This is a genomic window from Prevotella sp. tf2-5 (genome assembly GCF_900115435.1).
Classification (GTDB): Bacteria; Bacteroidota; Bacteroidia; order Bacteroidales; family Bacteroidaceae; genus Prevotella.
In genome coordinates, this window is the sequence record NZ_FOWK01000002.1 from 28,526 (window position 1) to 52,424 (window position 23,899).

The 23,899-nt window shown below is 45.9% G+C and carries 12 protein-coding genes; 2 read left to right on the forward strand and 10 right to left on the reverse strand.

Annotated elements, in window-relative coordinates; translation table 11 throughout:
- Positions 1-17: 17 nt before the first annotated feature.
- The gene (locus BM257_RS02165; RefSeq protein WP_092067806.1) at positions 18-1,289 is read left to right on the forward strand and encodes a glycosyltransferase family 4 protein; all 1,272 of its coding nucleotides are present in this window, start codon (positions 18-20) and stop codon (positions 1,287-1,289) included.
- Between the two features lie 58 nt (positions 1,290-1,347).
- Positions 1,348-2,769, forward strand: coding sequence for a glycoside hydrolase family 57 protein (locus BM257_RS02170; protein ID WP_092067808.1), 1,422 nt, complete (start codon positions 1,348-1,350; stop codon positions 2,767-2,769).
- 45 nt (positions 2,770-2,814) lie between these two features.
- On the opposite strand, the gene xyl3A is transcribed toward BM257_RS02170, so the two are convergent.
- The 10 genes from xyl3A to BM257_RS02215 all read right to left on the reverse strand — a co-directional run bounded on the left by xyl3A (position 2,815) and on the right by BM257_RS02215 (position 23,886).
- On the reverse strand, positions 2,815-5,412 hold the full coding sequence (gene xyl3A, locus BM257_RS02175) for a xylan 1,4-beta-xylosidase (protein ID WP_092067810.1): 2,598 nt from the start codon (positions 5,410-5,412) through the stop codon (positions 2,815-2,817).
- Between the two features lie 8 nt (positions 5,413-5,420).
- On the reverse strand, positions 5,421-6,707 hold the full coding sequence (locus tag BM257_RS02180; protein ID WP_092068414.1) for an acetylxylan esterase: 1,287 nt from the start codon (positions 6,705-6,707) through the stop codon (positions 5,421-5,423).
- Positions 6,708-6,827: 120 nt separating this feature from the next.
- Positions 6,828-7,325, reverse strand: coding sequence for a DUF6169 family protein (locus tag BM257_RS02185; RefSeq protein WP_092067812.1), 498 nt, complete (start codon positions 7,323-7,325; stop codon positions 6,828-6,830).
- Positions 7,322-7,444, reverse strand: coding sequence for a hypothetical protein (locus tag BM257_RS15075; protein WP_255405443.1), 123 nt, complete (start codon positions 7,442-7,444; stop codon positions 7,322-7,324). The genes BM257_RS02185 and BM257_RS15075 overlap by 4 nt, the downstream gene beginning before the upstream one ends.
- A 133-nt stretch (positions 7,445-7,577) precedes the next feature.
- Entirely contained in the window at positions 7,578-9,176 is a 1,599-nt protein-coding gene (locus BM257_RS02190; RefSeq protein ID WP_092067814.1) for a DUF4957 domain-containing protein, read from the reverse strand.
- Between the two features lie 25 nt (positions 9,177-9,201).
- Complete coding sequence (locus tag BM257_RS02195; RefSeq protein WP_092067816.1) at positions 9,202-11,016, reverse strand: RagB/SusD family nutrient uptake outer membrane protein; 1,815 nt, start codon at positions 11,014-11,016, stop codon at positions 9,202-9,204.
- A 20-nt stretch (positions 11,017-11,036) separates the two neighbouring features.
- The gene (locus tag BM257_RS02200; protein WP_092067818.1) at positions 11,037-14,285 is read right to left on the reverse strand and encodes a SusC/RagA family TonB-linked outer membrane protein; all 3,249 of its coding nucleotides are present in this window, start codon (positions 14,283-14,285) and stop codon (positions 11,037-11,039) included.
- Positions 14,286-14,488: 203 nt separating this feature from the next.
- Positions 14,489-20,029, reverse strand: a complete 5,541-nt coding sequence (locus BM257_RS02205; RefSeq protein ID WP_092067820.1) for a pectinesterase family protein — start codon at positions 20,027-20,029, stop codon at positions 14,489-14,491.
- Between the two features lie 495 nt (positions 20,030-20,524).
- Positions 20,525-21,976 carry a right-handed parallel beta-helix repeat-containing protein gene (locus BM257_RS02210; protein WP_092067822.1) on the reverse strand — a complete coding sequence of 484 codons (1,452 nt, stop codon included), beginning with the start codon at positions 21,974-21,976 and terminating at the stop codon, positions 20,525-20,527.
- A gap of 5 nt (positions 21,977-21,981) precedes the next feature.
- Positions 21,982-23,886: a pectate lyase family protein gene (locus BM257_RS02215; RefSeq protein WP_092067824.1), complete on the reverse strand. Its 1,905-nt coding sequence runs from the start codon at positions 23,884-23,886 to the stop codon at positions 21,982-21,984.
- Positions 23,887-23,899 lie beyond the last annotated feature (13 nt).

The window sequence follows — 23,899 nt, forward strand, 5'->3', positions numbered from 1 at the left end:
AATAGGAGGAGAAGACTATGAAAGTGTTAATGTTTGGATGGGAGTATCCTCCTCACGTGTTCGGTGGACTCGCTACCGCTAACTATGGTATCTCTCAGGGCTTGCATGCTCAGGGTGATATGGATATCACGCTCTGTCTGCCGAAACCTTTTGGTGACGAAGAGCGGAACGCTTGTAATATCGTCGCTATGAATGCCGTGCCTATTACATGGCGTGATGTCAGCTACGATTATGTTCGTGATCGTGTGGGTAATATCATGGACCCGGATTTGTATTTTAAGTTGCGCGACCATATCTATGCTGACTTTAACTATATGCACGTCAATGACCTGGGTGCGATGGAATTCGCTGGTGGCTATCCCGGTAATCTGCATGAGGAGATTAATAACTACTCCATTATCGCAGGTGTGGTGGCTCGTACCTTTGACTTCGATATTATCCACGCCCATGACTGGTTGACTTACCCTGCTGGTATTCATGCTAAGCAAGTAAGTGGGAAACCGCTCTGTATCCATGTGCATGCTACAGACTTTGACCGCTCTCGTGGTAAGGTGAACCCAACGGTTTACTCGATAGAGAAGAACGGTATGGACTGGGCTGACTGTATTATGTGTGTGTCAGAACTGACACGTCAGACTGTCATCCACCAGTATCATCAGGATCCACGGAAGTGCTTCACGGTACATAATGCTGTTTACCCATTGCCGGAAGAGTATCAGGCAATTCCTCGTCCAGACCATACTGGTAAGGATAAGGTAGTGACTTTCTTGGGTCGTATTACGATGCAGAAGGGACCTGAGTACTTTGTGGAGGCTGCCAATATGGTGATTCGTCGTACTCATAACGTTCGTTTCTGTATGGCAGGCTCCGGTGATATGATGAATGCGATGATTCATCTTGCTGCTGAGCGTGGTATCGCAGACCGTTTCCATTTCCCAGGCTTTATGCGTGGCAAACAGGTTTATGAATGCCTGAAGGATTCTGATGTCTATGTGATGCCGTCTGTGTCTGAGCCATTCGGTATCTCTCCTTTGGAAGCGATGCAGTGTGGTACTCCGTCTATTATCTCTAAACAGTCTGGTTGTGCCGAGATCCTCAACAACTGTATTAAGGTAGACTATTGGGATATCCACGCACTTGCTGATGCCATTTACAGTATCTGTGCTAACGACTCTCTCTTCCAATATCTCAAGGAAGAAGGAAAGAAGGAGGTTGACCAGATTACCTGGGAGAAAGTGGGCGCATGGATTGCCACCCTCTATAAGAGAACCCTTGGTTGGGAACAGTAATCTATAGGAACTATAGGCACTATAGGAACTATAATTAATAACAAATAAAAGAAAAGATATGAAAACAATTTGTTTATATTTTGAGATACATCAGATTATTCATCTGAAGCGTTATCGTTTCTTCGATATCGGTACCGATCATTATTATTATGATGATTATGAGAACGAGCGTAGTATCAGCGACATCGCAGAGCGCAGCTATATGCCAGCCCTGAATACCATCGGCGATATGATTCGTGAAAATGGTAAGGACTTTAAGGTTGCCTTCTCATTGTCGGGCGTAGGTATCGAGCAGTTGGAAATGCATGCTCCACAGGTGTTGGAAAAGTTACAGGAACTGAACAACACGGGGTGTGTGGAGTTCCTCGCGGAGCCTTACTCTCATGGCTTGTCATCACTTGCTAATGAGGAGACCTTTGCATTGGATGTTAAGAAACAGTGTAAGAAAATGGAGGAATACTTTGGCAAGAAACCGACAGTCCTCCGTAACTCTTCTCTGATATACAGTGATGATATTGGTGGACAGGTTGCTGCCATGGGCTTCAAGGGAATGCTGACAGAAGGTGCCAAGCATGTACTGGGATGGAAATCACCTCATTATGTATACAACTGTAACATCGCTCCAAACCTGAAGTTGTTGCTGCGTGACGTGGAGTTGTCTGATGATATCTCTTTGCGTTTCAACAACAGTGACTGGGCTGGCTATCCCTTGTTTGCAGATACCTATATCGACCGTATCGCCCGTCTGCCAGAGGAAGAGCAGATTATCAATATCTTCATGGAACTGTCGGCACTGGGTATCGCCCAGCCGTTGTCCAGTAATATCCTCGACTTCCTGAAGGCACTGCCTGCTTGTGCGAAGGAGAAAGGCATCACTTTCTCTACTCCTACGGAGATCTGCATGAAGGTGAAGAGCGTTGGTCAGATTGACGTACCTGATACCCTCTCATGGGTGGATGAGGAGCGTGACTGTTCATGCTGGTTGGGTAATGCCATGCAGCGTGAGGCATTCAATAAGCTATACAGTGTGGCCGACCGTCTGCGTATTGCTGACGACCCCCGTATCAATCAGGACTGGGACTATCTGCAGGCTTCCAATAACTTCCGTTTCATGACTACCAAGGCTTCTAATGTTGGTTTGGATCGTGGTATCTATAGCGGACCGTTCGATGCTTTCACCAACTATATGAATATCCTTGGTGACTTCATCAACAGGGTGAATGCACTTTATCCGCAGGAGATTGAGAACGATGAGTTGAATGCACTGCTTACCACCATCCGTAACCAGGGTGACGAGATTGAGTATAAGGATGAGGAGATTACTCGCCTGAAGGCTCGTCTTGCCAAGTATGAGGCTCCTGAAGAGGAGAAACCGGCAAAGAAAGCTGAGACCAAGAAGCCTGCGGCAAAGAAGGCTCCTGCCAAAAAAGCTCCTGCTAAGAAGGCTGCATCCAAGACGGAGGCAGAACCTAAGAAATAAGCGATTAAAAAGAAATCCTCTCCGTTCAGAGAGGATTTCTTTTTTTTATTGGATGTTGACCGTAATTCTTTGTAGGTCTTTGTCTGCACTTGACGAACCTACCATCAGTTCATACTTACCAGGAACAACTCGCATGGTGTTGGTTTCAGCATCCCAACCCTCAAAACGGTCACGAGGGAAATCAATCTCTACGACCTTGCTCTCTCCAGCCTTCAGGTTGACACGCTCATAGGCTCGTAAGGTCTTCAGCGGTCCTTCTGTGTCTGCCAAACTACGCATATAGACCTGTACGACTTCTGTACCCTCTTTCTTTCCAGTATTCTTGACCCTCACGCGTACCTTATTATATATATACTCAGGATTGTCAATCTCAAAAGTCGTATAGCTCAGTCCATAGCCGAAAGGGTAGAGGGGGTCTCCTTTAAAATATCGGTAGGTACGGTTCGTCATCCGGTAGTCAAGGAAGTCGGGCAGGTCGTTCACATTCTTATAGAAAGTGATAGGCAGCTTACCACAGGGGTTGTAGGTGCCGAAAAGTACGTCAGCCACAGCCTTTCCACCTTTCTCTCCACCATACCAAGCCTGCACAATAGCATCAACAAAAGTATCTTCTGGTGTCAGTGCGATAGCAGAGCCGGAGCAGTTGACATAGATAATGCGTTTTCCTGCTTTCTTAAGGTTGGAAAGCCACTCATGCTGCACCTGTGGCAATTCTATATTGGTGCGATCACCACCCTTGAAACCATCTTCACTGACTTTCATCTCCTCACCCTCTAGACGTGGAGAGATTCCTCCAACAAAGATGACAATATCCGCATCTTTTAGAGGTGATTGTGGAGCAGTGAGAGGGGAGAGTGCTACAGGGGACTGATCAATCATATTGATATCAAATTGAAGCATGGCATGTCCTGTATATTGTATATAGACAAGTTGCAAAGGATAACTATTGCCAGCCTTAACCTTATAGGTCAGATGAGCATCACGGACACCGTGCTTGTTTGTACGGTTGAGCAGTGTGTCTCCATTGAACACCAGCATTAAATGGTCGTCATTAAGCATATTGAAAGTGACTTCACCATCTTGTTGCGGGCGGAACACACCTTCGTATCGAGCCGTGAAATGCTCAAGGTTAACTCCAGGGGCAAAAGCTGTATTTCCTCCATTGTCCAAATGGATTGGCTCTGTAAGACGAATCGCCATGGCAGGTAATCCTTCCATTCGTTCATTATTCCAATAGTTGGCTTGTAGTCCAGGTCGTCCGTCGTCAGTAAAAACTTGGTTGAACATGCTTGTCGGAACTTCCTTCTTGGTCCATGTACATCCTTGTACGAAAGGTACATGAGGCAAGTATTGGCGTATACCCTGCAGGATGGTGATTGTCTGAGTAGGCTGACCGTTATAGTTTCCCCACATCATGGTAGAGTCATTGGCATTTGGTCCCATGACGACAACTTTCGGCTGTTTGGTTTTCAAAGGTAATATCCCATTATTTTTTAATAGCACAATGCTTTGTCGTGCGGCATCAAGCGCTATCTCTTTATGTTCTTTGCAGGCTACAACACTTATCGGTATCTTTGTCCACTCCACCATCTCGTCCGGATCGAAGTCGCCGAGTTCAAAGCGTCCTATCAGCAGACGAAGTAACGAGGTGTTCAACTGTTGCTCAGAGATCTTACCAGTTCTTACAGCCTCGGGTAAAGACTGATATACGCCACCACACTCCACGTCTGTTCCCGCAATGACGGCTCGTGAGGCAGCATCTTCTTTCGTATTCACAAAATGGTGACGACCTGGTTTGTAGAAGTCGTCAATGGCACCGCAGTCACTTGTCACGATACCTTGGAAACCCCATTCTTCTCGCAGGATTCGTTGTAGGTAACGGGTGTTTCCACAACAGGGCTCCCCGTCGATGGCTTGGTAAGCGCACATAATCTCTTTGACATCCCCTTCCTTTACCAGTGTTTTGAAAGCGGGTAGGTAGGTTTCCCAAAGATCACGCTCAGGTAATTTCTCAATATTGAATTCATGACGATTCCATTCCGGACCGCTATGTACAGCAAAGTGCTTGGCGCATGCAAACAGTTTCTTGTATTTTTGAGTACTCCGAGAACTCCCGGAAAACTCTTGCCCTTGCAAGCCATTCACCACAGCAAGTCCCATCCGACTGGTCAGGTATGGGTCTTCTCCATAAGTCTCCTGTCCGCGCCCCCAGCGTGGATCACGGAAAATGTTGATGTTAGGCGTCCAGAAAGATAAGCCCCTGTAGCGTCTTATCTCGTTTTTCTTCCTTGCTTCAGTATTTTTGGCACGTGCCTCATCACTGACGGCGGTGAAAGCTTGATATACTAAATAGTCATTAAAGGTGGCAGCCATTCCCATCGTGATAGGGAAAACAGTGGCGATTCCATTACGTCCTACGCCATGTAATGCCTCACTCCACCAGTGAAACTCAGGGATACCCAGTCGAGGAATAGCTGGTGACACATCCATCATTAGTTTCGTCTTTTCCTCTAACGTCAGTCGCCCTAAAAGATCCTCCGCACGTTCCTCCGCACTAAGTTGCGGATTCTGGTAAGGCAGCATCTGTGCACTAACAGAGTTTATTCCTATTATTAGAAGGGAGAATAGCAATTGTTTTTTCATATTAAGTCTTATTTTAGATGTTTTTTTATCCAAATTATTTGATAGTTATTTGTGTCTGTGGATGTCCAATGCTCATTGATAGGAGTGATAAGGGCGTCTTTGGGGGCAGTAATCAGATTCCATACTATATAACTGGTGGTTGGTGGACAGACATTGTCATTATAACCCCAAGTCAGATATACTGGACAGGTGATGCGACGGGCGAAATTTACCACATCATAATATGCCATGGTCTGCACCTTCTCTGGAGTAAGCATCTTATTAGTACGGTTGAAATGAGGATAACCTCCAGCACGGTTGTCCAGATAGCCAGCCATGTCACTAAGGGCTGGGTGATTAGCCACACATGTGGTTACACGTTCATCAAGACCAGCGGTGATGAGTGAGAGGGCACCACCTTGGCTGCCACCCTGTACTGCGACATTACGTCCATCCCATTCTGGTAGAGAGGTAAGGAAGTCTATGGCACGGACACAAGCGACATAGACATGTTTCATATAGTAGTTGTCACGGTCATCAAGTCCGTTCATTAAGTAACCATTCTCATGGTCAAAAGCGGAGGTTATCTCTTTAAACTGCTCTTCAGTCATATTCGGATTCAAACCATGTATCTCCATCTCCAGACGGATAAGTCCTGCACGTGTATATTTGTCGTCATGGTTCTTGATTGTCTTGATTCCTGCTCCTGGTGGAGTAAGTACGACAGGGTATTTGCCGGCTTTGCGAGGCATCGTCAGATAGCCATAGATAGAGTGTCGGTTGTCAATGCGAATCTTCACAAGTTGGCAGATAACCTCATCGTCAGAAAACTTATTAATTGTTTCTTTGGTAACAGATACGGGTGTTTGTCGTGCAGTCTCAATCGTCTGTTTCCAGAATGCGTCAAAATCGTTAGGGTTTTTAGTGTAGGGCTTTAACTGCTCAGGTGAGAAACCTACTTTCACATGATGCTCTGTCTGTTTGCCGTCTATTGTGGCTTTCAGACGAAGATCCAAAAAGCCGGGTTTCTTCAAGGTGCCCATATCAATAATTGCACGACCATTCTTCAGTTGTACCTTCCCAGTGCTGGTGGCAGGCATCTCATCTGGTCCGATCTCATAACTGATCTCGGTGTTCTGCGGAATGCCGTATTTACAAAGTGTCACCTCCACCTTTGCTTTCTCACCTGTCTTGTAAATCCAGTCTGCATGATCGGGAACTGTTAACCACAGGTAGTCATTGCGGTAGGGATAGTTCTCTGCGGTAGCATTTAGACAACCACAGAGAATGGTCATCATTAAAATTATCTTATGCATCATAATAGTTTGTTTTCGCAAAGATACGCTCTTTTTGGATAATTTGCAAATATTTTGATAAAAAACCAATGGGCGGACATTGTCGTGTCCGCCCATTGTTGTTATAGAGTAGGGGATGGATTACTCCGGCTTCTCTGTGAGAGATTTTGCGGTTAAATCAAAATCTTGAATGATAGCATCCAGTTTTGGGTTAGTATTTTCTACAATAATAGCAGTATATATGGTTTCGCCCTCTACAATAGCGTGTGCTGTCTTTATTGTATATTTCCCTTCTTCTGCGTATTTTTCAAACCAATGGAGAAAAAGTCTGTTTCTGCTGTCCTCTTTTCCGTCTGAAGTATCGCAGATATAAAGCAATATTTGTTGATTAGACAGGAAGAACTCATTGATAATAGCAAATATGGTATCTTTTACCTTAGGGTCGTAAGTAGAACTGGCTTCATCTAATTTACGAATAATGAATTGATATGTATCACAATTGCCAAATACAATATCTTCTTTGATAAAACTGATTTCATATCGTATACCCCTCTCTGTCTGAAAAAGGAAATCACCTTCAGAGAGAATAATCTCATAAGGTGATTGATTCAAAATACGTGGTAAAGAGAAGAATATCATAAAGCAACAACTTTACCTTTAATACCTTCTTGTATCCATCTTTCCTCTGTACGTTTAAGCGCAGATTTCTTATTCTCTATGGCTTTTTTTAAAGCACTGATAGTTTCTTCTCTTGTCATAATCATATGAATTTATAACTTCTTGCTGCAAATTTACAACCTTTTCCCTAAACTACCAAATATTATTGCCATAAAAACAAACGGGCAGACAATCTGCATGTCTGCCCGTTTGAGTTATAGCGTAGGGGATGGATTACTGAGCTGTATACCAGCGTGGGTCACCCACCTTCAGTTTGCTTACCGTCTCGTTGGTAATAGTGAAATCCCCTTTTTCAGCATCCTTGTATTTAGGATCCTCACCATTCTTGCCACTGGCATCTGCGGGAAGTTCAGAGCCGTCAGTTGCGAGATTTTTGAAGAATGTCTCTCCACAGTTGTAGTAGTAGTTGTTTGCAAACGTAGGATTATTCGTATTAGCGTTCCTACTATAGCAGCCACCCGTAGAGTTGGTTATCAGGTTGTTGGACACCAAAATCTTATGACCAGCATAGCGGACATAGGTTAATCCGTTCATGTTGCTGGTTCCAAAAGCGGCAGTCTCAACACCGTCGATGGTGCAGTTCTCAAGTTTAACAACAGGATCAGCCTTACCGGGATAGGAAGCACTGCCATTGTCGAAACGAATCATACTACGATTAGCGCAACTCTTGAAGATGGTGCTGTTTGAGACAGTAAATTCTCCAATCCATACCTTACGGACATCGAACATGTCATTTGTACATACGATATTCTCGAATATACATTTGTCGAATATAACCTTCTCAATGGTTATTCCATCGGTATTATTGTAGAGTACACCCTTCTCATAGTTCATGATGGTGGAATTCGTGACGGTCAGTGCACCGAAGTCTCCAGTGTTCTTGTAGACGAAAGCCTGGTCAGTTGAGCTGTTGTTACTACCATCAAGTTTAACCTGATTCAAAGTAAGTGAGGCACCTTCTTTGAATCCGAAACGACCCTGAATGACGGGAAGCGCAGTTGGATAGATACCCTTAATGGTGATGCTCTGAGTAATCTCAACCTGACTGGTCTTACCTGTTTCTTCGTTTAGGTTCAGCATGTAAGTACCTGGGAATAGTGTAAAGACTTCACCAGCTTTAGCCTCTTTAAGGAGAGTTGTGAAATCATCTTCAGGATGAACCTGTATAGTACCCTCGAGGTCGGCGATAGTGGTGAAGTTGCGGTTTCCACACTGCTTACCTTTATAGTACAGGTATGCTGTATAGGTGGTTTCTGGACTTAGTTCTCCAACAGTTGCCTGTCCAGCAATTTTATCCTTTTCCGTGATGGTATAAGTGATGTTACCAATGACGATTGTTTCTACGTCGAAGCCTTCTTCTACTTCCCAAGTCAGGGTAACGCTACGGTCGGTAATGTCTGTGGGCTGGGGATTCTTCAGGAACTGCTTGGCACTGGTTCTGAAGTAAACTCCATGGAATTTGGAATTACGTGTTTCATTCTCATTGATAGCCTGTACACGAGCAGAATACTTCGTATCGAAGTTAAGTTTGCTCAATGAAATTGAGTTGGTCTCACTAGTGAGTGTCTGCTCGGGTGTACCTTCGAATGTCAGACTGTCGTCAGCAAAGACCTCAATTTTGTATGAAACAGCACCTTCAACAGCCTTCCATTGCAAGTTGGCTGTTGTCTCATTGACGTTCTTGGCTTCGATGTCAATAGGAGACAAGTTACGTCCAAGTGTCAGTTCGGTAATCTCGTCAGCAACGTCGCTACATGCGGTGAGCGTCAGTGCTACAAGACCGAGTCCTAATATATTTTTTAATGTCTTCATTTTTTATGCTTGTTATATTTCAATATTAATCAGACAGCTGACCATAGACACCGTCATTGTTCAGCATGTTGTTGCTGGCATCAATGAATGTTTGCCAAATAGGCCACAGACAATGAGTGCTGGGGGTAACCACGTAGAGACCGTTGATATAGTCGTCTGTCAGTACATATCCACTAGTGCTTTCAAACCAGTTCTTGGAATCCCATCCGGCATCTTTGAGTTCTTTTATGACATCAGGGTCATCCTCTCCCTTATTCAGACCGTATATCTCAATTTTGTCTTTATCCTCAGAGTTGTTGATATATACCTTATCAGGATAGCCGGCATAGACACCTTCACGCTTCTGCAGATTCTGCAGTTTAGCTACAGCCTCAGCCATCTTGACATCTATGTTACCCCAACGGACGAGGTCACACTTACGGAGAGCCTCACCGGCAAACTCAAAGCCACGTTGGTCAACAATACCCTTGAAGAAAGCAGCCTTGTTGGCTGTATACTCTGATTGCAGGGCAGAAACCTTTGCAGCAGGAAGAACACGGCTGAGGACAGGCTTCATATACTGCCATGCAGCAGAAGGACCATCCAACTCATTGACAGCCTCAGCAGCCATCAGGTAAACGTCGGCAAGACGCATATACTGCCAGTTGACACCATCGTCATTCGTAGAAGTAACGATACGCTTCATCCACTCGTAACGCAGTTTTCCAAAGCACCACTTGTTCTGAGCACGGAGCTGGACATGAGCCTTTCCGTTAACGAGGTCCTTACTCCACTCATAGGGTACACAGGTGATATCACGACGGATATCGTCCTCGTCATAGTCATAATACAGTGTAGCAATAGGTCCATTCACACCACCTTGAGCCTGTTGTGTATACTGGTCCTTAGCCTGGTGTTTTACACCCCATGTGTAAAGAACACGTCCACGACCCTCAGAGAAAGGAATCTCCCAAAGGCTCTCACCGCCAGCGGTTACGTTATCCTCACAAAGCTTGATGAAGTTCTCTTTGAAAGAACCTAAAGTATTGCATCCCTGATTAATGATATCCAAACACTCTTCCTTGGCAATTTGGTACATCAAGCTGGGAGCCAGTTCAGGATCCTTAGAGCGGCGATAGCCGTCACCACGCAGTCCATAGCCACCGGCATAGAGGGCGAGGCGAGCACGTAAACCTTTTACAAATGCCTTGCTTATACGCTCTGTGCTCTGTGTAATCTTATTCTCGTTGGGCCAGTAGCAATAGTCCTCTGCTTCTTTCAAATCAGCAAGGAGCTGCTTGTAAATGACATCACGGTTAGTACGGGGAAGATAAACGTTATCAGGACCGTTGGGAACGAAACGAGCAGGAACGTCACCCCATGCTTTAATCAAGTCATTATAGATGACAGCACGCAGAGTAAGTGCCTCACCCAGCAACTGAGCCATATCAGGCTTATTCTCGATGTCACCATACTGACGCAGTCCTTCAATAGCCAGGTTTGCACGCTCAATACCCTCATAGAACTTTGCATAGGCATTGTTATCGGTATTCATCTGACCATTGTTAGGCAATGTGTTATAGTTCCACAGACTTTGCTTGTCTTCAGTAGCTTTTGAGAGTTCGGGTGAGTTACCAACCTCTACATCGGTGTTCACACCATAATAGGGCAGGAAACGTCCACGGTAAGAGTTCGTCTCACCAAAGGAGACGTGTATTGACATCACCTCAGCCTCTGCCAATGAATAGGTGCCAAATACTGATGAGGCATCAAGTGCGGAAATACTGGGTGATTCTAGTTCGCACGAGGTTACAGCAACGAGCGACAGTGATAAAAATGATAATTTAATATAGTTCTTCATTGTTTATGTCCTCCTTCAGTTTAGAAATTCAGATTCAGACCTAATACGAACGAGCGGCTACGTGGATAACCAGAGTAGTCAACGCTCGGTGTGAGGGCGTTCTTACGAATACAGTCAGACTCTGGGTCGAAACCTGAGTAACCAGTGATGGTCCACAAGTTGTAACCAGTTACATAGAAGCGCAGACTGCTGATGCCTACTCGCTTAGTCAACGATGCGGGCAGTGTATATCCTAATGTCAGGGTGTTCAGACGCAAGAAGGAAGCTCCCTCAATAGCCCAGTCAGTCAGCACCATACGGTCTGTGTAAGGTGACCACATGGTGGTGTTTGCATTCAACTCAGCCAAACGTGCCATATCAGTAGTAAGCAAACCTGTGGCAGGATCCAGGTTGGTCCAGCGTTTACCGTCAGCCATGATATCAATCATGTTACGATACTGATATTTACTTGTTTGAGTGTATTCAATCTTGTTGGCATTGTAAACCTTATTGCCAAGGCTATAGTTGAAAGCTGCGGCAAAGTCAAAGCCATAGGCACGTGCATTGATGTTGAATCCACCAAATGCTGTCGGGTTTACATCACCGATAATAGTGATATCCTCTGCACCGATTCTGTTTGCTTTAGTGGGGTCTACATTACCATCTGCATCAACAGGATCTACCAAGTTCTTAATCTTCATCATACCAGGACGAACAGCGCCTACTACGTCAGAAGCATTAGCAACACCCTCTTTAAGTTTCCATGTGTTGGTTGCTGCATCGTAGCTCTCAAAGTCAGAAACCTCATAGCGGCCGTCGCTGACATATCCTTGAATCTGTCCAAGTGGGTTTCCAACAGAAATCCAGTAGTCGTTACCAATCTCAGTAGATGCCCACGCAGTATTCTTACCGAAGTCATTCATGATACCCAGATCCTTCACCTCGTTCTTATTGAAGTTGATGTTGCCACTGAAGTCAATACCCCAGTCTTTCTTGTTCACGATATGATAAGTGAAGGAGAACTCGATACCCTTGTTCTGGGTCTTACCGAGGTTACGATACTGTGTGTCATAACCAGTACCCTGTACAGGGAATTCAATGAGCAGATCCTTGGTGGTGTTGATGTAGGCATCAAGGGTACCGCTTAACTTACCACCGAAGAGGGTGAAGTCCAAACCAATGTTACGGGTAATGGTCGTCTCCCATTTCAGGTCAGCGTTTGCCATTGTCTTAGAGGGTGCCCAGTAGTTAGAGATGCCGTTTACCCAGGTAGTAGCCTTATTCTGATACAGCTGAACAAGCTGTCCAACAGGAATGTTGTTGTTACCAGCAGTACCATAGCTGACGCGAAGTTTCAAGTCATCCAGCCATTTCTCAGTACCCTTCATGAAAGGCTCAGAAGAGATACGCCATGCGAGAGCTACAGAGGGGAAGTAACCCCAGCGGTTGCCATCGCCGAACTTTGAGCTACCATCCGCACGGAATGTAGCAGCCAATAAATAACGATCCTTGTAGTTGTAGTTAACACGTCCGAAGTAAGAGAGCAGCTTGTCATCAGCACTGTATGAATCGTCAATGGTGTAGGGGTGACCCTGAGAGGTCAGCTTCCAAGCTGTTGCTGCATCATAGTCTACAGGGAATCCGTGTACCTCGTCCATGTTAATATGCTTCTTGGTAATGACATACTCATGACCAAGCAGTACGTTGAGGCTATGATCCTCATTCTTCAAAATCTTCTTGAAGTCGTAGCTGACAGTATTCGTGTTGCGGAAACGATGACGCTTCGTATCGGTGATACGGATGGCAGGCTTATTCTGGTCATCACCCAGAGGCACATTCTTAATATAATACTGTGTCAGACCCCAGAAGCGCTGGTTGTAGTTAGTGTAATCATCGTAACCGAACTCAGTCTTTACTTTGAAATTGTCAAAGATCTCCCAACCGAAGCTACCTGCGATATTCAGGTTCTTACGTTTAGTCTTCTGGTCACTGTCGCTATAAGCAACCAATGGGTTGTAGAGGTTACCCAGATCATCATCGGAAGAACCAGCAGTTGGGTCGAGGTTTGCCAATGGAATCGGGGTGTAGATAACAGAGTACTTCAGACGTTTGTCACTGTCGTATGCACCTGCTGCATCGTTAGCACCACCACCATAGACATCAGTGATAGCATAACGAGCCTGCAAATCGAGAGTGGTTTTCTTTGAAGGCTTCGTGTTCAGTTTCAGACTGAAGTTGTCACGCTTGAAAGAAGAACCGACCAAGATAGCCTTGTCATTCATGTGAGCATAGCTGAACGCATATTTAATGTTATCAGTACCACCATTGATGTTGATGTTGTGGTTGAAGGTGTGACCTGTGCGTCCGAAGCTCAGATCCTGCCAGTCGTTACCAGCGATGCCCTGATAGAGATCCATATCCTCATAGTTTCCGAAATAATCGGTATAAGAGGAAATCTTGGAAGGATCGTTGTTGTTCTTCAACAGAGCCAATTCATACTGCCACTTAGCATAGTCGTAAGGATTGAGCACGTCCATCTTCTTGGCTACTTTCTTCCAGCTATAGTACATATTATAGCTCACCTTGGTCTTACCTTCCTTACCACTCTTAGTGGTTACCAGGATAACACCATTAGCACCACGGCTACCATAGATAGCGGTAGAAGAAGCATCCTTCAGAACGGTGATATCCTCGATATCGTTGGCAGGGATGTCGCTGATACCGTCAACAGGGAATCCGTCTACGATGTAAAGAGGGTCGTTCGACTGGGTGATAGAACCACCACCACGAACGCGGATTTTGACTTCTGCATCAGGAGAACCTTCGGTTGTCGTTACCTGCACACCAGCCATCTTACCAGTCAGTGCCTCAGAAGCGTTGGCTACAGGCACAGCCTGCAAAGCCTCGCTGTTGACAGTAGCAACAGATCCGGTCAAGTCCTTCTTACGAACAGAACCGTAACCAATGACAACCACGTCGTTCAGCGTGGTAGCATCCTCTTCCAGTACGATGTTAAGGGAAGATTTGCCTTTGGCATTGATTGTCTGGGTCTTCATACCAATGTATGAGATAACGATTGGCTTTCCAGCCGTTAACTTGATAGTGAAATTACCGTCGAAGTCAGTTACACCGCCATTCTGCGTACCCTGTTCGATAACGCTGGCACCAATAACTGCCTCGCCTGTCGCATCTTTCACGTTGACCTGTACGGTCTGCGCTGACAAACTACCCACGATAAGTAGGAATGTAAGTGTAAGCGCAATTCGCATACTCTTAAATTTAACAGACATAAAATTAGTAGTTTTAAGAAATTAATAAAAATATTTTTATGATTATGGTGCAAATTTACAAATAAATCTTAAAACTGCAAAATAATCTTATCACTTTTTCCTGCAAACGTTTACGGAAAATCGCATTTTAACACAAATAATAACGGCTGTCTTCCCTGTGTGGGAAAACAGCCGCTACTATATATTATTAATAAGGTGTGGTCTTACTTGATGATGACTTTATTGCCGTTAATGATGAACACACCCTTTGAGGTCTGCTTCACACGGCGACCGTTCAGGTCGTAGACAACCTGATTGTCCCAGTCAATCTTCTCTTCTGCCTTGATTTCGCTGATACCCGTAGCAATGGTGACGACCTTGGCTTCGCCGAATCCGCCACGACCATTGGCGGCACGGATCTCGAGAATGTCAGTCTCTGTGTCAATGTCAATAGCGTAGCTTGTGACATCAGTGCCGAGAATGCCGCTGACGAGTTCGCCATTCTTGAAAATGGCGAATGCGGAAGGTTCACTGCTTGTTGCTGTACGTGAAGAATTAGCAGATGCCCCCCACGTCACATTTCCGTTAACATAAGTTGCCTCTGGTGCTTCTGCCTGAGCAACTATAGCTGTTGGATTCCAGTCTGCGAACATCTTGTTGAACGAATAGTTTGCAGCCTGTTCGGCAGTGAGAATCGTCTCAAACTGTCCGCCATATGACGTGATCTTGTTGCTGGAAGGAGTAATGCCTGTGCCTGTAGCGTCCATCGTTCCGAACTCACCGAAGACCTTAGGATCGGTATTGTTCATACCTTTCTCAATCCAGCGTTTTGAGATAATAGTTTTGGCACTGTTATCGTCAAGTGTTGTATTTAGGTAGACGCATATCGGCTGGTTTTGCCAAGTACGACCGAAGTTCCAGTCACCCTTTCCTTCAGCGAGGTCAACAATCTTACAGCCGTCGAATACGTAACCGAAGCTTGTGGTGGTGGTAGGAGCTACAATAGTACGGCTACCCTTTCCATCTTTGTCTGGATCTGTTGATACCTGACGCTTTTCCAATGAAATAGTGGTGTTTTGGAAACGAATGTCACCGCCACCGCAGATGAAGTCCACCGTTCCGTGGATGTCGCACGTCTCCCAGTAAGCCTTCTGATTGCTGTTCTGGCTATAGTAGGTGTCCTGATAGGAGAGCATACGTACATTCTTTCCGACGGTGTGGTTACCGGCATCCTGTAGGACAGCGGCACGTCCGGCGCTACCGGCATTGTAGTAGTCAAGAGCATTCTGCAAAGTCAGGTCTTGCAAATAGAGGTTATTCTTCTTATTATAGAAGAGGTCTGCGGAGCCCAATCCTTCCTTGGAAACATCCGGTGTCGTCACGATGATGGTATTTTCCATTGACTGACCAACGATGGACAGGTTGTTGATAGGAATCTCAATCTCAACACTCTTGCCCAGATCGTAAGTGCCGTCTGGCAGGAAGATGATGACAGGCTGTGTACCGTCCTCATTCAGTTTAATGAGGTCGAGGATATTCCAGAAGCTATCAGCACTGCCTGCCTCAGCTACATAATAGCCTTGTTCGTTCTTGGTGATATCACCATCGCCAGTATTGATGATGGTCAGTGAGTGGAGGTAGATCTCGTCAGCAAAACTCAGTTCGAGCTCGTCTGCAGCACCCGTGTATTTCAGTTGGCTGACAGTTCCGTCGGTTTCCGGGATTGCTACGGTGCCAATCTCATTACCCTTAGAATCTTTCAGTACCATGGCACTCTTGTTGTATTTACAAGCCTCAATGAGGATGGTAGCATTGCCGCTAACCTTCAGCTTGACACTTCCCGGCTTGATGTCCAGTCCGTGCTGACTGCCGTTGTAACTGTAGGCAGAGGTAGGAACGAATGCCTCGTGGTCCTCGACATAGAAGAACTTGTCCTTCAGGTTATATGCGTTTCGCTCATGAGGATCATCGCCCTCAATATCTGTTACCAGTGCATAGAGTGCCAAGTCACCAGTGACAATGGTCTCTGTGGTTGCCTTTTCACCACCGTCCTTGCTGAAGCACCAGCCACGGAACTTGTTGCCCTCGGCAACAGTCACATTCACACCAGAATTAAGTTCGCCAATCTTAGCGTCCTTTTCTGCTTGCTGGGTGTCGATAACCTCACCGTTCACGTCATAATAAGTGATGGTAAAGAGAGGCTTCCATACAGCATTTACAAGGTATGTGGTTGTATTATCGCCTTTGACGACCTTGATGGTCACCACTGTCTCTGTTGGATCAACCGTTGATGCGGCATAAGTCACGTCACCAAGAGTTCCGTTCTCGACGACAATGTCTTCCAATGGGTTGTCTGCACTGATCATCGGGGCTGATGATGGAATCTCGATCTCACCCACCAGATTACCCTTGTCATCCTCGTCGAAGAGATCCTCAGCCACATAGGTCTCACCGTTAGCCTTGAAGGAGCCTAACAATGGGGTGTCGGTCAAGTCAACGCTTCCATAGATGTGCAACTCTGTCATGTAGGAGTTCTGGGAATTGTTGAAGTTGACGAAGCGCAACTGACAGTTCGTCTTGTTGATGGTTACATTGACTTCTTCGCCAGCCTGCTTGGCAATAGGTGTGTTGTAAACAACCTCCCAGTCGTTATCGCCGTCTCCCTTTGCAAGGATCTTCCAACCGCGATTGCTGCCAGTGGCAAACTGATAGAACCTGATCTTTGTAACAGAAGCCAGGGTTGTGGTCTCCACGTAAGGCTCGGTAGTGCTTACCTCGCTCGTATACTTGGCTGACATAATATAGTGGTTGTAACCCTTTCCGATACCGTTGGACTCTCCCTTAGGATAAGCACCGACACCGCAAAGTGTGAATGTCAGATTCTCATGACTCCATTTCGTCTTGACAGTATTGGTGGTCGGAGTCTCGTTGTTGCTCTTTCGGTCAACCTCTGTCCACTCTGTGAAGTCAGTAGCATACAGCTCCTTCTCAGCTACAAAACCGGCATCTGGATTCTTGCTGTGGTTCTGGATGCTGATTTTATGGACGTATGCCGTACCGGCGAAGGTCAGGGTCAGCGTCGTTGCTTCGCCAACATATTCAAATTCGTGCTCTTCACCGTCCTTGGACTGCTCGCTTGACTTGTCAGAGACCTTGGCGACCTCTGTGCCTCCAGCGTCAGTAACAGTGATGTCGTTGCCACCAGAATAGAAGCATGAACCAACGATAATCTTAGCATCACCGCCAACCTTCAGGTTCAACTTGTCGCCTTTTGCGAATGCCCAGCCATGGGTACCGTCATGCCAGTAGCCTGATCCGACAGACTCGATACACTCATGGTCTTCCATGTAGAAGTATTGGTCGGAGAGGGCATAGTTGTAAATAGAGCTGTTGTCGGCAACCTCTATCTTGGTAGCTACTGCATAGAGATTGAGGTCTGCTGTCACGATGTCTGTCTCCTTGTATTTCTTGCCGCCTTCTGCTGTAGCAAACCAGCCACGGAAGGCTTTACCCTCGGCAACAGTGACATCTGCAACACCATATTTGAACTCTCCGATAGGTTTGTTGCTCTGCACTTCCTGTTTGCCGAGTTCTGTTCCATCAGTGTTGTAATAGGTGACGTTAAACTTGCTGTTAAGTTCTGCAATCTCGTCTGCTGTCATCTTCTCTACGGCAAAGTAGCCGACGTATGCGCATTCACTGAAGTGAAGGGTTGTTGCTTTGTCGCTGGCATAGTATGCTGTGACAGTGAGCTGGTCAGGATTGGATGCCGACCACTTACCTGTAGTGTTCTTGTTGTCTAATGATGCTACAGTCTCACCTTCATCGTTAGTAACAATGACTTCACTTCCATAGTCATTGGCACCATAGGTGATCTTGACATATCCTTCCACGGGAACATCGGCCTTGAATTTCTGCCAGCCATAGGTCGTTCCGTGCCAGTAGCCAATCAGCGTAGCGGCAACGGGATCGCCGTCTTCTGCAATAACAGTAGTACCGTCATCCTTGACTGTCATGTTTACAGTGGATGGTGCACCACCAGTGCTGATCTTGTCTGCCCAACTGGCATCCGTCAGGTTCACCTTGATGTCACGGAATGTACCGGCAGGCTCTTCACCACTGGTTACGGGCAGGGTAACAGTTAATGCATTCCAATAGTTGTTGCTAACCTGTGAGATTTCAAGAGTTGCATCATTGGCGGTAGTGGTAAACTTAGCGGTATTGCCGTCTGCCGTTCCTGCTGCACCGTTGAAATTGACAGAGGCTGCGTTATCGTAAGTGGTTACGGCAAAGGTAGCATCCTTGCAAGAGGGAACAGTCACCTTCGTGCCAGTATTCACCTGATGCCATCCACTTCCGTTATGGGCGAACTTGCCGCTGGTGGCGTCAACGTCAGCTTTCACGTCAATGCTCTTGCCGTTAACAGTTGCCTGCGTAACAATGAAGCCTTTGGAGCCTTCGAACTTGTATTTGGGATAATCGTTGTAGCCACTTAGATTGTAGTTGATGGTAACGGCATCCGTGCGGTCAGCAAGGTTCACCTCATTCTCAGCAAACTTTGCCGTCAAGGTCATATCGGCCTCAGGAGCAACTTCCTGACCAGGCAGATAGACGGCATTGCCCGACTCCCATCCGATGAGCGTGCAACCTTCCTTATATAAGGTGTAGTTAATCGGGGCAGTGAACTTGTTGCCGGACTCAATCTCTAAAGCAGCAGGAACAGTGCCTTCTACGCCCTCGCCAGCCGCAAAGGTGACATTGTATTTGGTCGTCTCTGCAGGCAGGTCTTTCTCGTCGATAGCCTCTACGGCGAAGTATGGGTTATAGTTTGCCTTGCTGAAGTGCAGGGTAGTGGGAGTATTGTTGCGATAGTAGGCAACTACCACGTTGTTGGGGTCACTCATCCACTTGGCACCCTGTGTGTTGAATTTGGCAACCTCTTCGCCTGCATCATTGGTTACAACGATGTCGTTGCCGTAATCGTGGGTGGCATAGGTGATCTTCACACAGCCCTCGACGGGTACGTCAGCCGTGAAGTTCGATGAACCGTAAGAACCGTGTACACTACCCTGGACGGTGGCAGCAGCCTCGTCGGCATTCTGTGTGGTACCGATGTTGCCCTCCTCAGTCACAGTGATATAGACAGGATTTCCCGTTAAGACTTCTGAGTGCTCTATCAGGTTCAGTTTAATATCGCGGAAAGTTGAAGTAGGCTCACCGCCACCACCCTCGTCACCAGTAGCAGAAGGGCGGACAACCTTGATAATAGAGACATTACAGTTTGTTCCTCCATCGCGACCAAGATAGAGTGCGTCATAGTCACTTTCAAGCGTGTAGCTTTGTTCCGTAATATCTGCTGCAGTCTTATTGTCAGCAAAGTTAACAAAATCTTCAAATGTTTTGATTTTGTTGATTTCTGTGCTATTAGTTGCAGGTGCACTGAATAATACGACGGTAGCGCGCTTTTCTGCTTTGTTAACGAAACCTGCAACAGTAATAACGTCTCCTTTCTTGAAACCTCCCTCGAAAGTAAGGCTGATATTGTTGCCAGCATTGTTACCTGTATAGCCGTTTTTCAACGTAAATACGGTTAATTCACTTACAGTTCCTTTTGTTGTTGTACCATTGGCAGTAATGCCTGTGTCTGTAGAGGGGAAGTCTATCAGTTTCGTCCCTTCATTAGCCATCAATGCTCCCAATGCAACTCCACCAAATAGGAAGGCAAAAGCACATATAAGCGACATGCGTAAAAATTTGTACTTCATAAATCTCGTTTTTAGTTATTAATTAATTATTTTGTCTATCTATAGTATTTTGTCAAGTCATGGTATCTTAGTCGTTTGGCTAGCAAAGGTACTAATAAATAATAAATAAGGTGAATACGGGTGGTTAAAAATCAAGAAAAAGTCCGTAAACGTTTACGGACTCCCTACATGTATTTTTAAAACCTTTGTTACCGTTGCCGCCTTGCAAAACAGTCTAATAATCAGCTGATTACAGGTGACAAGGGCGAAAAATCGTTGCCGCTCGTTGCCGCTAACTGTCGCTAACTGCCGTTTTTTGAGGGACAAGGGTGCATCTTGATATGTCATAGGAGGCATCCCGATGCATGATCCGAGGTAAGGGAATCATTTGTTCCACCCTATGGAACAAACTGTTCCATGCCATGGAACAAAGTGTTCCACCCTATGGAACAAACAGGAAGGCGGCACCTTCGTCCTAGGAAGGTGCCGCCTTTGTGAGAAAAGGGTATTATCTATTTACTTCTGAATATACTTTTTACCACCTTGGATGACCAGTCCCTTATAGTTGCTGTCCACTTGTTGTCCCTTGATATTATAACGGGGCATATTGGGATTCAGGTCTGCACCCTTGACGGTGACGGCACTGATACCCGTAGAGGGGTCGTATTCATAGCATCCTAAGTCGGGAGCCTCTCCCTTATAGGACACATAATCGGCAATCTTCTCACCACTGAAGTCTGTATAGTTCACACCTTTGTCTATCAGATTCGTTGCCGTACTCTTCAGATGGAACTGCGTAGTCTCTGCCAAAGAACCGTCAGCATTACGCGGGGCATTGATGACACTCTCGATGTCAAGCCCCTCGAAGTCTGACTCACTGGCACTAAAACCAGTATTCCATGTATTATGGTCATCTGTAATCGTTGCACCGGGATACTTGACAAAATCCTTATCTATAGAAGAAAGGCTGATGCAGTTCTTGATAACCAGGGTATAAGCATAGGAATTACCAAAACCGTAATTAAACTTGTTCTTATACGATGTACAGTTGATGACCTTCATATGACCTGCATTGTTGTTTTGGTCGAAGCCCTTGCTGCGATGACCTACGGCAAGACAACGATAGAGTTCCGTATCATGTTTCGTGCCTTGACCGCCCAGTTTGAAACCATTGGGATTACCACCGTTGGCAAAGTGTGACAGATCCTTGCCCACGAAACAGCTCAGCCCGGCATCCTTACCCAGTACACGGGGATGTGCTGAAAGGTCGAAATATTCCGGACCGTTATTATAGGTAATACAATTGATATAAACAGTAGAAGTACCATCCGTCACACGCTGGAAGGAATCCCAGCCGTCATCCGAGTTATTCCATGAACGACAACCTATATATACATTACCAGGGCATGCATCGCCTTGCTTGTCGGCAAAGCCGTCGGCATTACCACCATTATCTTGATAGTCGAAATTGTCATGGGAGTCGCAATTGACGACTGTGTTATGCCCACCACTTCGCAGCTGGAAACCAGCGTTACAGCAGCCATATATCTCCATTTGTTCCAAGATACAATAGGTAGCACCTTCCAGCCAAATACCCTTGTAGCCTGCATATCGGATAGTGATACCTTTGATATGTATGTACTTACCCTTTACCGTCACACCATTGGTTCCGTTTATTTGATTGCGGAAGTCGATAATGGGGCGTTCGCTATTATACGGGCAAATCGTAATCATTTTGTCGGCTGTGCCATTGCGATTAATAGTCAAATTGCTCTGCAGATCATACTGTCCTCCCATCAGATAAAGTACATCACCGGCATTCAATTTACCAATCACTGTGGCTGTCAACTTTCCAGGGGAGGATTCTGTATAGTTTGATCCAGAACCTGTCGGGGACACATAATAGTTTGTTGCCCAAGAACCTGTCGCCAGCATGGCGAGACAGCCTATCAATGCAATTTTCTTCATAATTATTATTGTATATATTTCTTTCCGTTCTTAATGACAATACCTTTGTAAGAGCTATCCACTTTCTGACCTCGGAGGTTGTAGATAGAGCCGTCGCCTTTGATCATCACAGGGGTACTGATGCCCGTGGAGCTTTCAGTAACCGTACCTTTGATGAGAACATTGGCAAAGCCTACATCTTTAAAATTGTCTGATCCGTTATTGAAACTTAACTCATAGATGTTGATGACTAAAGAGCAGGTGCCTTCTGTTGCCCCAGAATTATTAGATACGTTATATGAATATTCGGTGTACGGAGTGGAGGCATTGTTTCTGTTAGGAGTAACACCATTTGCTAGTGGAAGTTCTCCATTAGCATCAACCCATTTAATGTCTAATTTTCCTCTGTCTGTTCCCATGCGGGTAGCCGTAAAGGAGAGTTCTGTGGCTTTAAACTGATAGCCGCTCTTTGTCGTAACAAAAAAGCTAATGGCATTATCGTCAGAGGCAGATGTCGCATTTACATTTTTCTGTTTAATCTTGGTTTCTGTACCAACTCCAGATATGTTTTGTGTGCCATCCAGTTCAAGCTCACTGCCCAAAGTCATCGTTGTTGAGGTAAAAAAATCGTTGATAGCTGTAGCGATCTCCGCATTGGTGTTTGACAACGAAGCCCATAATATGCTACCAGTTTTACCTGTCGTCTCCTCGCTTTTGTCACCATAAGGCAGGGTGGCACCGGCATTCGTCTGTACCTCGGAGGGCACATCGGCAGTGGTGGCAATGTTATAGGAGTAGGGGACAGTGACTGTCGTCCCGAAAGATGTTGGCTTGGTAACGGAAGAATTAGCAATGACGTTGTTGTCAGCCCATGTCACAGCTGTGGCATCGTTATTTCTATAGCAGTTCTTTACACTACTGGCGAAATAGTTGCCTTCAATAAGGAACTCCGAGTTTTTGCGGGGATTCATGCAAAGGCTGGCACCACTACAGCTATAGTAGTTGTTCAGCATGTGAATCTTTCCTACACGTCCCATCGGCATACGTTGATTACACCCAGCAGCCCACCAGTTGAAGACGAAGGTGGTGTTCAGAAAACCTGTTGCCTCGCTGTCGCTACTGCCGATAAGATTGGTGTTCTGGTGCATGTACGAACGGTCGGTATAACGGAAGACACACCAGCTGACGGTGTTGAAGTCGGCTTTTTGTGTGATGTCGAAGTTACCATCCATACCATCCATGAACTCGCAATGGTCTACCCAGCAGTTCTTGGAACCAGTGCAGGAGATGAGGTCGTAACCACCCACGTCGATAGCACCGGGTCCCTTGAACGTTATGTTGCGGATGATGATATTCTGACAATTGCTCAAGGAGATACATCCCGACTTGCGGTAGTCCTCACTATTGTCACCTGTCATCTCAATGATGATCTTGCGGGTGTTATACTCCGCCTCTTCAGAGACATACTGTCCGTTGGGAAGGGTTCCACCACCACCGCTGGTACTCATCTTAGAAACGCCGGCATCGTTAAGAGCCTTCTTAATCTCGTCCGTCACATACCATTTGGTGCTGATAATAGCATTATTGATGCCGATAATCGTCTTGCCATAACCGGTGATTCCGATGTTGCTCGATACGATGAACTCACCATCGGCACCATCGAGGATAACGACATCATTGTTTTTGATGGCATTCTGGATGGTTCCCTTCATGTCCTGACCATTAGATTTCAGGGTGGTCACCTTACCAGTAAAGCTGTCTGGTATGGGGTAGGTATAGCAACCACCTCCTGTGATATCGTAAGTATTGGTAGCATCCGTACGTGAAGAACGGGTACAGAAACCAAAAGGCTCGTTCAGGTCGTAGCTGCTCTGTGCATAAGACAGCAGTCCGCTGACAGCAACGATAAATGTCAATAGATACTTTCTCATATCGTTTTTTGTT

Bases quoted from the DNA above. Each gene is read 5' to 3' on its own strand.
- BM257_RS02165 (WP_092067806.1), top strand. From the start codon at position 18: ATGAAAGTGTTAATGTTTGGATGGGAGTATCCTCCTCACGTGTTCGGT.
- BM257_RS02170 (WP_092067808.1), top strand. From the start codon at position 1,348: ATGAAAACAATTTGTTTATATTTTGAGATACATCAGATTATTCATCTG.
- xyl3A (WP_092067810.1), bottom strand. From the start codon at position 5,412: ATGAAAAAACAATTGCTATTCTCCCTTCTAATAATAGGAATAAACTCT.
- BM257_RS02180 (WP_092068414.1), bottom strand. From the start codon at position 6,707: ATGCATAAGATAATTTTAATGATGACCATTCTCTGTGGTTGTCTAAAT.
- BM257_RS02185 (WP_092067812.1), bottom strand. From the start codon at position 7,325: ATGATATTCTTCTCTTTACCACGTATTTTGAATCAATCACCTTATGAG.
- BM257_RS15075 (WP_255405443.1), bottom strand. From the start codon at position 7,444: ATGACAAGAGAAGAAACTATCAGTGCTTTAAAAAAAGCCATAGAGAAT.
- BM257_RS02190 (WP_092067814.1), bottom strand. From the start codon at position 9,176: ATGAAGACATTAAAAAATATATTAGGACTCGGTCTTGTAGCACTGACG.
- BM257_RS02195 (WP_092067816.1), bottom strand. From the start codon at position 11,016: ATGAAGAACTATATTAAATTATCATTTTTATCACTGTCGCTCGTTGCT.
- BM257_RS02200 (WP_092067818.1), bottom strand. From the start codon at position 14,285: ATGTCTGTTAAATTTAAGAGTATGCGAATTGCGCTTACACTTACATTC.
- BM257_RS02205 (WP_092067820.1), bottom strand. From the start codon at position 20,029: ATGAAGTACAAATTTTTACGCATGTCGCTTATATGTGCTTTTGCCTTC.
- BM257_RS02210 (WP_092067822.1), bottom strand. From the start codon at position 21,976: ATGAAGAAAATTGCATTGATAGGCTGTCTCGCCATGCTGGCGACAGGT.
- BM257_RS02215 (WP_092067824.1), bottom strand. From the start codon at position 23,886: ATGAGAAAGTATCTATTGACATTTATCGTTGCTGTCAGCGGACTGCTG.